The organism is Parasalinivibrio latis (assembly GCF_036825535.1).
In the GTDB taxonomy this organism is placed as follows: Bacteria; Pseudomonadota; Gammaproteobacteria; order Enterobacterales; family Vibrionaceae; genus Parasalinivibrio; species Parasalinivibrio latis.
Genome location: NZ_CP098813.1, coordinates 1,371,205 through 1,383,418, shown reverse-complemented (window position 1 = coordinate 1,383,418; position 12,214 = coordinate 1,371,205). Strand labels below are relative to the sequence as shown.

9 protein-coding genes are annotated in these 12,214 nt (G+C 49.3%); 7 read left to right on the top strand and 2 right to left on the bottom strand.

Annotation, left to right across the window (positions count from 1 at the left end; genetic code table 11):
- The first annotated feature begins 1,094 nt into the window (after nucleotides 1–1,094).
- The 7 genes from betI to NF212_RS23180 all read left to right on the top strand — a co-directional run bounded on the left by betI (nucleotide 1,095) and on the right by NF212_RS23180 (nucleotide 9,701).
- Entirely contained in the window at nucleotides 1,095–1,709 is a 615-nt protein-coding gene (gene betI, locus NF212_RS23210) for a transcriptional regulator BetI (protein ID WP_434361299.1), read from the top strand.
- A gap of 17 nt (nucleotides 1,710–1,726) precedes the next feature.
- Nucleotides 1,727–3,184 (top strand): betaine-aldehyde dehydrogenase, encoded by a 1,458-nt coding sequence (gene betB, locus NF212_RS23205; RefSeq protein ID WP_434361298.1) that lies wholly within the window; start codon nucleotides 1,727–1,729, stop codon nucleotides 3,182–3,184.
- An 80-nt stretch (nucleotides 3,185–3,264) separates the two neighbouring features.
- Entirely contained in the window at nucleotides 3,265–4,980 is a 1,716-nt protein-coding gene (betA, locus tag NF212_RS23200) for a choline dehydrogenase (protein ID WP_434361297.1), read from the top strand.
- 194 nt (nucleotides 4,981–5,174) lie between these two features.
- Nucleotides 5,175–6,047: a choline ABC transporter substrate-binding protein gene (locus tag NF212_RS23195; RefSeq protein WP_434362973.1), complete on the top strand. Its 873-nt coding sequence runs from the start codon at nucleotides 5,175–5,177 to the stop codon at nucleotides 6,045–6,047.
- 59 nt (nucleotides 6,048–6,106) lie between these two features.
- Nucleotides 6,107–6,955: a choline ABC transporter permease subunit gene (gene choW, locus NF212_RS23190; RefSeq protein ID WP_434361296.1), complete on the top strand. Its 849-nt coding sequence runs from the start codon at nucleotides 6,107–6,109 to the stop codon at nucleotides 6,953–6,955.
- A gap of 2 nt (nucleotides 6,956–6,957) precedes the next feature.
- Entirely contained in the window at nucleotides 6,958–8,148 is a 1,191-nt protein-coding gene (gene choV / locus NF212_RS23185) for a choline ABC transporter ATP-binding protein (RefSeq protein ID WP_434361295.1), read from the top strand.
- 404 nt (nucleotides 8,149–8,552) lie between these two features.
- The gene (locus tag NF212_RS23180) at nucleotides 8,553–9,701 is read left to right on the top strand and encodes an IS256 family transposase (protein WP_434361294.1); all 1,149 of its coding nucleotides are present in this window, start codon (nucleotides 8,553–8,555) and stop codon (nucleotides 9,699–9,701) included.
- A 195-nt stretch (nucleotides 9,702–9,896) separates the two neighbouring features.
- On the opposite strand, the gene NF212_RS23175 is transcribed toward NF212_RS23180, so the two are convergent.
- Complete coding sequence (locus NF212_RS23175) at nucleotides 9,897–10,862, bottom strand: transposase (protein WP_434361293.1); 966 nt, start codon at nucleotides 10,860–10,862, stop codon at nucleotides 9,897–9,899.
- Nucleotides 10,863–11,164: 302 nt separating this feature from the next.
- On the bottom strand, nucleotides 11,165–11,839 hold the full coding sequence (locus NF212_RS23170; RefSeq protein WP_434361292.1) for a hypothetical protein: 675 nt from the start codon (nucleotides 11,837–11,839) through the stop codon (nucleotides 11,165–11,167).
- Nucleotides 11,840–12,214 lie beyond the last annotated feature (375 nt).

Genomic DNA, 12,214 nt, shown 5'->3' with positions numbered 1-12,214 from the left:
TTGTAATTGTTTTTCCCAGGGTGTGTTTCGAAAGAGGGTCAACGCTCTGAAAACACACCTTGACCTCAAGCGGTGATTCCACCGGCTCGCTCAGAGGTAAAGCCCTGTACTCCGACAGGCAAACATGCTCCTGTTGTATGAGGGTATTTTTTGCACTAACGATCCTGTGACGATAGCGTCACGGGTAGAAGAAAGACCGGAAAGGCAAACAAAGGAAAGAGAAGATCAGATGAATATTGAGTTGGAAAAGAACAAAATGAACTCTCGCAAGCTCTTCAAATGAAAATAATGATGAGTTTGCGGAAATCATCACAGGCCGTGTTTCTCTTTCAATTCTCGCCATGTCACAACCAGAAATGGTTACCAGCAGAGTGAAATTCGTCAGATAAATACGTCCTAATTCCGGACGATAACAGAGCAACAGACGAGAAAAGTGTTATACAAACGAGAATGACAATAGAACTGAAATTTATTAGAAACAAAAAACCAGGATCATCCAACGCGCTGAGTTACTTAATATTTATTGAATCCGAAATTTTATTCATGAAAATACTGAAGAAAAATTAACTTTAAACCAAATAATTACCCGACTTCTTAATTGCTTATTCTTTTCCGTTCCAACACTGATGGGATTCTGATTATCACATAAAAACTTAGCACTCTTCTTTCTTCTCGTTTGTTTTCAGGGTAATTGCCTGTGATCACAAAATGAGGATATCAATGTATAACCCACTTTTTACTGACATGCCTTTCCTAATTTTCCCAAACAAAGCGTCTGAATAGGTCAACCCACAAAAATAGTGACGATTTTTGAACGCTTCCCGTCGCAAAACAGCATGTCATCACACACCTGCATCGCGTAGCCTGAAAAGGTTGTTACACAATGGTTAAGCCAAACTGTTTTGTACTCTAACCATTAACACCACCCAGCAGTACCAATACGCCCAACGAAAGATAGCTAAAATCTCCTTTATTCAATGCCTTAAAAGGAATAGCAACAAAAACAGAACGCATTTAGCTCTACATTTTTGACAAGAATGCAACAATTTGGTTATATTTTTAATTGAACGTTCAATTAAAAAAAGAGGTGATGAATGCCGAAGCTAGGAATGCCGGAAATCAGAAAGCCCCAACTCGTCGACGCCACAATGGCCGTTATCGACGATGTTGGCCTTGCTGCTGCCAGCGTGGCGTTGATTAGCCGCAAGGCCGGCGTGTCCCCAGGCATCATCAACCACTACTTTGGCGGCAAGCACGGCCTGCTCGAAGAAACCATGCGTTCGGTATTAAGGCAACTTTCGGAAGGTGTCCAGGAGCGGTTAAGCGTCATTCCGCAAGAGGATGTGAAAGGCCGGGTAATGGCGATAGTGGGAGGTAATTTCGACTCCCGTCAGGTTAACAGCAAAGTAGTAAAAACCTGGCTGGCGTTCTGGTCCCTAGCCATGCATGACCCCATGCTTTTTCGTCTGCAGCGCGTGAACGAACTGCGATTGCTGACACACCTGAAAATCGAATTGAAGAAGTTGCTTCCAGCCAAACACGCCGAGTTTGTTGCACAAGGTATAGCCGCACTTGTTGATGGCATTTGGCTGCGCGGCGCGCTCAACCCGGAAGGGATCAAAGCAGATGTTGCTGTCAGTGTCATCCAGGACTATCTCGACAAACAACTCGCCTCAGCAGAGTGCGGGACAACTACGACCAAACATTAATTGAAGGTTTTAGCCAAATGGAAACGCAGAAACTCTATATTCACGGACAGTATCATCAGGCCACTTCCGGTGAAACATTCGAAACCCGGAATCCGGCAACCGGCGAAGTCATCGCCAATATCCAGCAGGCATCACAAGCCGACGTCGATGCTGCCGTGGCATCTGCAAAGAAAGGCTTCAAGGTATGGTCAGCAATGACCGGCACCGAACGTGGCCGCATCCTCAACCGTGCCGTAGCAATTCTTCGGGAGCGAAACGATGAGTTGGCAATGCTCGAAGTGCTCGATACAGGGAAACCGATTCAGGAAGCCGACTGTGTGGACATTGTTACCGGTGCCGATGTCATTGAATACTACGCGGGACTCGCCGCTTCCCTTCATGGCGAGCAGCAGGTTCTGGGCCAAAACCAATTCTTCTATACCCGCCGCGAGCCGTTAGGTATTTGCGCCGGTATTGGGGCATGGAATTACCCGGTACAAATCGCCATGTGGAAATCCGGCCCGGCCCTCGCGGCCGGAAACTGCCTCATATTCAAGCCTTCTGAAGAAACCCCGCTTACTGCGCTGAAGCTGGCGGAAATCTTTACCGAAGCCGGTTTACCTGACGGCGTTTTCAATGTCGTCCAGGGTGACTATCGCGTAGGACAGATGCTCTCCCGCCATCCCGAAATCGCCAAGGTTTCCTTCACCGGTGAGTGCGGTACCGGCAAGAAGGTGATGGCCGACGCAGCCGGATCTCTTAAAGAAGTCACCATGGAACTGGGTGGAAAGTCACCACTGATTGTGTTCGAAGATGCTGACCTCGACAACGCCGTCAGCGGAGCGATGTTGGCTAACTTCTATACCCAGGGCGAAGTCTGTACCAATGGTACCCGGGTCTTTGTTCATGAAAGACTTTACGACGAGTTCCTCAGCCGCCTAAAGGCTCGTACAGAAAAACTGGTTATCGGCGACCCTACCGATCCGGCCACCCAGATTGGTGCACTTATTTCCGCCGGGCATATGGAAAAAGTGCTTGAGTATATTCAGCAGGCCAAAGATGCCGGTGCCCGCCTGGTTTGTGGCGGGGAACGAGTCACCGAAAACGGCCTGGACAAAGGCAATTTCGTTCAGCCCACTGTCTTTGCTGACTGCACCGATAACATGCCAAATGTCACCGAAGAGATCTTCGGGCCGGTAATGTCTGTACTGAAATTTTCCGATGAAGAAAGCGTTATCGCTCGCGCCAACAACACCAACTTCGGTCTTGCCGCCGGCCTGTTCACCACCAACCTTTCCCGCGCACACCGGGTTATTGCCCGCATGGAAGCCGGTATTTGCTGGATCAACACCTGGGGTGCCTCCCCTGCCGAAATGCCGGTCGGTGGATACAAACAGTCCGGTATTGGGCGTGAAAACGGTATTGAAACGCTGAATCACTACACCCAGACCAAGAGTGTCTACATTGAGTTGGGTGATTTGGAAAGCCCGTACTGATTCCTTTGATGAGCTTATAAAAACGAAAACGCCAAGAGAAAAGGACATTCACCAGAGCAACACAGGAAGAGGATACCAAGGTGAAGGAATTGCAATTTGATTACATTGTTGTCGGTGCCGGTTCAGCAGGCTGCGTAATTGCAGATCGCCTTACCGAGAGCGGGCAACACAACGTGCTGTTATTGGAAGCCGGCGGAACAGACCGCAGCATCTTTATCCAGATGCCAACTGCCCTTTCTTACCCCATGAATACCGAAAAGTATGCGTGGCAGTTTGAAACCGTTGAGGAAGAAGGCCTCGATAACCGTAAACTGCATTGCCCTCGCGGCAAAGTGATGGGTGGAAGCTCATCCATCAACGGGATGGTTTACGTGCGAGGCCACGCCTGTGACTTTGATGAATGGGAAGAACATGGCGCAGCCGGCTGGGGCTATGCCAACTGCCTGCCCTACTTCAAACGCGCAGAAACCTGGGAAGGCGGGGAAGATGAATACCGTGGCGGAAATGGCCCTGTGGGCACCTGCAACGGCAACCACATGGAACTGAACCCCCTGTACCAGGCATTTATCGATGCCGGAAAGCAGGCCGGTTACCCGGAAACCCAGGATTATAACGGCTACCGTCAGGAAGGCTTTGGCCCCATGCATATGACGGTAGATAAAGGCGTTCGAGCCTCAACATCCAATGCCTATCTTCGCCGCGCCATGAAACGCCCCAACCTGACCCTGAAAACCGGCGTCCTGACACGCAAGGTTCTGTTGGAAAGCAAAAAGGCTGTCGGTATTGAATTCGAAGTGAATGGCAAGATTCAAAAAGCAACTGCCTCGACAGAAGTTGTGCTGTGTGCCGGCTCTATCGGTTCACCCCAACTCCTGCAACTCTCCGGCATTGGCCCGGCTGACGTGCTGGAAAAAGCCGGAGTGCCCGTTGTCCATAACCTGCCCGGCGTCGGTGAAAACCTCCAGGATCACCTGGAAGTCTACTTCCAGTATCACTGCAAGCAACCCATCACCCTGAACGGCAAACTTGGGCTTATCAGCAAGGGGCTGATCGGTACGCGCTGGATCCTGTTTAAAGACGGGCTTGGCGCGACCAACCATTTTGAATCCTGTGCCTTTATCCGCTCCCGCGCCGGATTAAAATGGCCAAACATTCAGTACCATTTCCTGCCTGCCGCAATGCGATACGACGGCCAGGCTGCATTTAAAGGCCACGGTTTCCAGGTGCACGTTGGCCCGAACAAACCGGAGAGCCGCGGAAAAGTCTGGATAACCTCAGCCGATCCGAAGGCCAAGCCGGGCATTCAATTCAACTACATCAGCACTGAGCAGGACAAACAGGACTGGCGCGACTGTATCCGCCTGACCCGTGAAATCCTTGAGCAACCGGCGATGGCGCAATACCGCGACGGTGAAATCCAGCCCGGCCCTCTCGTTCAGTCTGACGAACAAATTGACCAATGGGTACGTGAAAACGTCGAAAGCGCCTACCACCCATCCTGCACCTGCAAAATGGGGGCAGACAACGACCCCTTGGCGGTACTCGACAGCCAGTGCCGGGTACGCGGGATTGAATCATTGCGCGTGGTTGACTCGTCAATTTTCCCGACCATCCCCAATGGCAACCTGAATGGGCCAACGATTATGGTCGGTGAGAAAGCAGCAGACTTAATCCTTGGCAAACAGCCGCTTCCTGCTTCAAACGCAGACGTCTGGCTGGATGAGCACTGGCAAACCCGCCAGCGCCAGGGACATTCGCCAAATCTGCCGGAAGCCGGAGAAACAAAAACAGCGTAAAGACCCCGAACATTCGTAAGCGGTATGCCAGTGACGGCGTACCGCGTAACAACCGGGAAACCGGTTCACTGCCTAGCAGGCAAACAAAAAAGGAAGAGGAACCTGACATGGATAAGGTACAAAACCTTAAGAAAACCAACAGTCTGGCCACTGCGACCCTGATCTTGACCGCCAGTCTGGCCTCCGCTTCGGCGATGGCCAACCAATGTGAAACTGTAAAGTTCTCAGATGTAGGCTGGACCGACATCACTGCCACCACAGCAGTGACCAGTGAAGTGCTTCAAGGCATGGGTTACCAGACCAACACCCAGTTACTCTCTGTCCCTGTAACCTACACCTCGCTGGCAAACGGCGATGTTGATGTTTTCCTTGGCAACTGGATGCCGACCATGGAAGCCGATATCGCGAAATACCGTGACGCCGGTACCGTTGAAACGGTTCGCGCAAACCTGGAAGGCGCTAAATACACCCTGGCTGTACCAAAATATGCCTTCGATGGCGGCGTAAAGACCTTTGCAGATATCGCCAAATACGCAGATGAATTCAAAGACCGTATTTATGGGATTGAGCCGGGTAACGACGGCAACCGCCTGATCCAGGACATGATCGACAAAAATGCGTTCGGCCTGAAAGGCTTCAACCTCGTTGAGTCCAGTGAAGCCGGCATGATGTCACAGGTAAAACGTGCAGTACGCCGTGACAACTGGATTGTTTTCCTCGGTTGGGCTCCTCACCCGATGAACAGCAACTTTGAAATCGAATACCTTGACGGCGGTGATGACTACTTTGGCCCCAACTACGGCGGTGCCAGCGTCTACACCAACGTGCGCCAGAACTACACGGCAGACTGCCCGAATGTTGGTCAACTCCTGAAAAACCTCGAATTCAGCCTGAAAATGGAAAACGAGGTGATGGACGCCATTCTTAACCAGGGCCAGAAGCCAGATGCAGCGGCAAAAGCCTGGCTGAAAGCCAACCCGGCCGTGCTTGATCAATGGCTGTCAGGTGTAAAAACCCTGGATGGGCAGGATGCCCTCCCGGCGGTTAAATCCTATCTGAATATCTAAGCTTCCGGGACTGCCCACACTGTGGGCAGTTTTCCACCCGGAAAGGTTATGGAGTACACATGAACTGGATAACAGATAATAAAATTCCACTCGGAAGCTGGATGGAGTCATTCGTAGACTGGCTGACCACCAATGCAGCCGGTTTTTTCGATGCCCTCTCACTCTCGCTTGAGTGGCTGATTCTCATTGGTGTGGATACCTTCAAATGGATGCCACCGGCATTGCCTATTCTGATGACGGCAGCCGTTGCGTGGCTCCTGCACCGCAGCATTCCGCTTGTCATTTTTGTCGTGGCAGCCCTGCTACTGATCCTGAACCTGGGTTACTGGGATGAAATGCTGGAAACCTTTGTGCTGGTACTCGCCGCCACGGCCCTGTCAGTCATGATAGGCGTACCGATCGGCATCCTAGCTGCCCACCGCCCGTGGCTGTATACCTTTATGCGACCGGTTCTCGACCTGATGCAGACCATCCCAACCTTCGTGTACCTGATCCCAACGTTGGTACTCTTTGGCCTTGGTGTGGTACCCGGCCTGATTTCCACCATCATATTTGCCATTGCCGCCCCAATTCGACTGACTTACCTCGGCATTCGCAGCGTACCGGAAGAGCTGATTGAAGCTGGTAAAGCGTTCGGTGCAACCCAAACCAAACTGCTACTGAAAGTCGAGCTCCCGGCGGCCATGCCAAATATTATGGCGGGCATTACCCAATGCATCATGCTGTCACTGTCCATGGTGGTGATTGCGGCACTGGTTGGTGCTGACGGCCTCGGCAAACCTGTTATCCGGGCACTGAATACCGTCAACATTTCACAGGGTTTTGAGGCTGGCCTCGCCATCGTACTGGTTGCCATCATCCTCGACCGCCTGTGTAAAGCCCCTGCCAGCCAGAACAAGGAGGGATAATTATGGATGCAGTAACCGTAAAAAACCTCGACGTCGTATTCGGCTCTACCGTTAACAAAGCACTTGAACTGCTGGACAGCGGCAAAACCCGTCAGGATATCCTCGATCAATCTGGCGATGTCGTCGCGGTACATGATGCCTCTATCTCTGTTCGACAGGGAGAAATCTGTGTACTTATGGGGCTGTCCGGCTCCGGGAAGTCATCACTGCTCAGAGCGGTGAACGGGTTGAACCCGATTACCCGCGGCTCTCTGGAAGTCCGCGACGGCGACCAGATGGTGGACCTTGCCACCTGTAACGAAGAGACGCTTCGCCACCTTCGTTCCAAACGTGTATCCATGGTATTCCAGAAATTTGCCCTGATGCCGTGGCTTAGCGTGCTGGATAACGTCGCATTCGGTCTGGAAATGCAGGGCATTCCCAAGCCGGAACGGCGCAAGCGTGCAATGGAAAAAATCGACATGGTCGGGCTGTCAGAATGGAAGGATTCTTTCCCGCATGAGCTCTCCGGCGGTATGCAGCAACGTGTCGGCCTTGCCCGTGCATTTACAATGGATACCGATATCCTGCTGATGGATGAGCCCTTCTCGGCACTGGATCCGCTGATCCGCGCCCAGCTTCAGGATGAATTGATTGAGCTGCAACGCCAGTTAAACAAAACCATCCTTTTCGTCAGCCACGATCTGGATGAAGCCCTGAAAATCGGCACTAATATCGCCATTATGGAGTCGGGCAAAATCATCCAGCATGGACGCCCGGAAGACATCGTACTTCGGCCGGAAAACAAATACGTTGAGGATTTTGTTTCCCACACCAACCCGCTCAATGTCTTGCGCGGCCGTTCACTGATGACAGATATCGCCCAGTTGGAACGCCTGGATGACATGCTGGTACTGAACCAACATGAGCAGACATGCCTTTCCACCAACGGTAACGGCGAAATTCTGGGAGCCAGCCGACAGGGTGAAGCACTGGAACTGCTCCACTGGAATGAAGGTGAAAATATTGCCAACCTGAAACCGGATTGCGTGGTGGTTACACCCGTCGATATTTCTATGCGACAGGCACTGGAAATCCGCTACCACACCGGCCAACCGGTACTGCTTTCGGATGAAAGCAAGATTGTTGGCGTACTGTCAGACAAGGATTTCTACCACGCCCTGCTGGGCAAGCACTTCTCGCAGGCGGCGTGAGGGGCGTAGGAAATTAAATTCCGGGAAGTGGGTTTTGCCCACTTCCCTGTCTATTGGGAATCAAGATGGTTGGTTGGATGGATGGTGGTTTAGCTTACTTTTGGACAAAAAGTTAGTTAGAGTCGATGTTCTCAGCCACACGCTTCGCATAAGCTGAGTTTTGGCAAAGAATGGATGGTAAGTGTCTCTTAATGATTAATGTCACTTTCAGCGCTAACCAGTCATTCTGATAGGGGCGACCTACCTTCCTGTACGAATCCGAGTAATTTACTTATATAGAGGACGGGCTTGTTCAACACCTAAATAAAGTGTCCGGAATTAGATGACCACTACAAAGTAACCGAGACTGTCCTGAATTCTGTGTAATTGTCTAAGCTTCAGCCTAAAGGCTAAGGATAGACAGCATGGACAAGAAAGCACTTGAAGCGTTTGCTCGTGAAGCCGCTAAATCCATCAAGTCCCAATCTGATCTTGAGGATTTCCGCAAAATGTTAACCAAGGTGACCGTCGAAACTGCCCTAAATGCAGAACTGGACGACCACCTTGGTTACGAAAAACATGCCCCAAAACCCAGCACTAACAGCCGCAACGGCTATTCATCCAAAACTATTATCACCGATGACGGCGAGCTGCCGATCGATGTACCAAGGGACAGAGAGGCGTCGTTCGAACCTCAGCTCGTCCGCAAGCATCAAACTCGTTTCCAGTCGATGGATGACAAAATCCTCAGCCTCTATGCCAAAGGAATGACTACTCGGGAAATCGTCGTCACCTTCAAAGAAATGTATGACGCGGATGTCTCACCAACGCTGATTTCCAAGGTGACAGATGCGGTGCTTGAACAGGTTATAGAGTGGCAATCTCGCCCTTTAGATGCTGTGTATCCCATCGTCTATCTTGATTGCATCGTCGTCAAAGTAAGGCAGGACAAACAGGTCATCAACAAGTCAGTCTATCTTGCGCTCGGTGTGAATATGGAAGGCCAGAAAGAACTGCTCGGCATGTGGTTGTCCGAAAACGAGGGGGCCAAGTTCTGGTTAAACGTTCTGACCAAACTGCAAAACAGAGGAGTGAAAGATATCCTGATAGCCTGTGTCGATGGCCTCAAGGGCTTCCCTGATGCCATTAATGCCGCTTACCCACAGACGCAAATCCAACTCTGTATCGTGCACATGGTTCGCAACTCGGTCAGGTATGTTCCTTGGAAAGACTACAAGGCAGTGACCACTGACCTTAAACGAATTTATCAATCTGCGACCGAAGATGATGCACTACTGGCGTTGGATGCGTTCTCTGAACGTTGGGACGCTAAATACCCACAAATCAGCCGCTCGTGGAGAGCGAACTGGGAGAATCTTAATACCCTATTTAATTATCCGGAGGACATTCGAAAAGCGATTTACACTACCAACGCGATTGAGTCCCTCAACAGCGTTATCCGTAAGGCCATCAAAAAACGTAAGTTGTTCCCGACTGACGAGTCGGCAAGGAAAGTGATCTTCTTAGCGATCCAGGATGCTTCCAAGAAATGGACGATGCCCATCAGAAATTAGCGGACTTAATAGGACACACACCTTACAAAGTTACAGAGTCATAAATGACAATATGTATAGCCCCAATGCTGCCCCCTTTAAAACAACCTGATGGAATTCTTGCAAATCTTTGCCTTGCCCGTAGGTCTCAGCAAGTTTCAGGCATACGGCAATCGCCAAATATGGCAGTTATAGAGTTGAGGTGATTTCAGGCGGTTATGCTGCGAGTCTTCGACCGCGAATGCGTTTTCGATTGAGGGATGGAAGCGCTTCGGAAATAGCCAACGGTGTGCCAACTAACTGACTGTCTTGCCGCTCTAATGTCGCAGTCACTTCGAGCCATTCCTCTGCATCCAGACCTACTCGTACCAAAAGACCGGGGAGCGCTAAGGACACCGAGGCTTTGTCATCCCGCCATTGGCGGCTTGTCCAGTCCACAAGCTCAAGGTAGTCAAGTAACTTGAAAGGAATACCGTCTTTCAGTTTATTGCCCGGATTTCCAATAAATGGATGCAGGCAGGATGGCTGTTGCTGATTTTCCTTAAGAGACTGAATACGCCGTTTGACTGAGGTATGCGGTGACGTTTCGGGTGTTTTGGCAACGCCTGCTCTGACTGGGTTTAAATCCACATATGCCATGGCAGCCGCTAACGCCTTTTCATCAAGAAGCGCCTGGCTTTTAAATTGTCCTTCCCAAAAGTGGCCGGTACATTTGTCCTCTTGATTGGCTTGTTTAGCGATATCACCGTTGAGGGATTTCATAAACTCGCTGAGGCTGTAGAGCCGTTTCCGCCAGCTCTCAACCGTCTCATCAACCAGCATCATCTGTGCTTCACCCAGAGCCTCACCACTTAGGAAACGCTCAACCATCACAGGAAGGGTTTTATGGCAAGCGCGCCAACGTTCAATGACTTCTTCCCGGCTCCAACTCAAAGCTTTGGTTTTATCTACATGACAAACCAGATGGTAATGATTACTCATCACCGCATAGGCACAGATATTGATGGCGAAAGCAGTGGAAAGCTGGTGAATTCTGTTTTCTATCCATGCTTTCCGGTGTTCATAACTTTTGCCCGTATATTCATCCGTTCCGCACAGAAAAGCACGCCGGACACAACGAGAAACGCAGTGATAGTAAGGTGTGGCTTCAAGACTAATCTGATATTTACGGGCAACGGTCATAGCAGTATGTATTCATGACAGCAATACCTTCACCCTAACGCATTAATTTAAGGCAACAAAGGTGTCCTTGAAATTGTCCGAGCTATAGCAATAGAGTGTGAAATTAATTGAGCAGTCAATTTCTTAGGGTGTGTGTCCCATTAGTTTGCCAAGGTATTGCATAAGTACCTGCCTAACATTTTGAAATGTAAGTCTGTCATAGGACACATGGTTTGTAGCTCGGTAAAATGCGATAAATACCAGATGTAGCACAATTAGGAGCAGTTATTTGGCTGGTACTATCATACTCAACTCAGGTCACGCTACAACCCAAGTCGTCCCTGTTCATCGGCTATAATTTCCTGTGCAAGTTTTTGCTCTTCGGGAGTGAATCTCTGGTGGACTGTTGCATTACCTAGAAGGATGTTGATTTTTTCGTAATCAGGATGTGTCTTACGATTTACATAGCGCCAATACTTCAATCCACTCATTATTGGATGAAATAGAGGGTCTTCGGTCTCAGGAATCATTTCAACGATTTTCAATTTCTCTCGAAGAGATACAGACTGAAATAATTCTCCTACTTTTTTGTTGCTGTCGAGTTTTTTAAGCGCCTCACTGATAGCATCAACTTCCAAGAAGGAGATAGAAGGGACCCCACTAAGTTCTTGTAAATAGCGTTTTCGATTTGGATCACTTGAATTGGCTATCAATTGAATCTGCTCAACATTTTGAAAAGGAGAGCTTAGACCAATTTTCAGATTTTCATAACGTCCTAGAACATCATCAGGTGTGTCTTTTCGTTGTTTTGAAACTTTAAGAGCGTAATACGTGATTAAACCAACGATTACTATAAACAACGCAGCAATAGCAGCGCTTGCAGTCGGTCCTATTATGCTAAAGGTAAAACCCCAACTATTTAAAAGAAGATAGAAAATCCCCAAGGCAAGACCTGGAACTCCCAGCTTAACGACTATTTTCAATATACGTGATTCCACTGTGAATTTTCCTCCTTTATGCTGTGTTTCTATCCAGCTAACAACTTACTTATCTGAAATCAGGTTTAACCACTACTGGAATACTCGACGAGTCCCCGTACAACCACACAACACATAGTCTCAAAAAAATCAGGAGATTAGGAATTGTACTTTGCCGTACGGAAATTAGGGAATCGGGAGCTTAAACTAAGAAAATCTATATTTTTATTTATACGTCCAATTGTGATGTTGTAATTTATTATTCTTGAGAAATTTAGTCTCAAATGTGCCTATGATGTGATCAGATTTTCACTGTTCCATTTTGCTGTGGCGCCAAACCAAACTAATCCCGCACAGCCCCCTTCAAATCCCCCCATTCTTAATCCACAATCATCT

Coding starts and splice junctions, on each gene's coding strand:
- betI (WP_434361299.1), top strand. CDS start 1,095: ATGCCGAAGCTAGGAATGCCGGAAATCAGAAAGCCCCAACTCGTCGAC.
- NF212_RS23195 (WP_434362973.1), top strand. CDS start 5,175: ATGGCCAACCAATGTGAAACTGTAAAGTTCTCAGATGTAGGCTGGACC.
- choV (WP_434361295.1), top strand. CDS start 6,958: ATGGATGCAGTAACCGTAAAAAACCTCGACGTCGTATTCGGCTCTACC.
- NF212_RS23180 (WP_434361294.1), top strand. CDS start 8,553: ATGGACAAGAAAGCACTTGAAGCGTTTGCTCGTGAAGCCGCTAAATCC.
- betB (WP_434361298.1), top strand. CDS start 1,727: ATGGAAACGCAGAAACTCTATATTCACGGACAGTATCATCAGGCCACT.
- choW (WP_434361296.1), top strand. CDS start 6,107: ATGAACTGGATAACAGATAATAAAATTCCACTCGGAAGCTGGATGGAG.
- NF212_RS23175 (WP_434361293.1), bottom strand. CDS start 10,862: ATGACCGTTGCCCGTAAATATCAGATTAGTCTTGAAGCCACACCTTAC.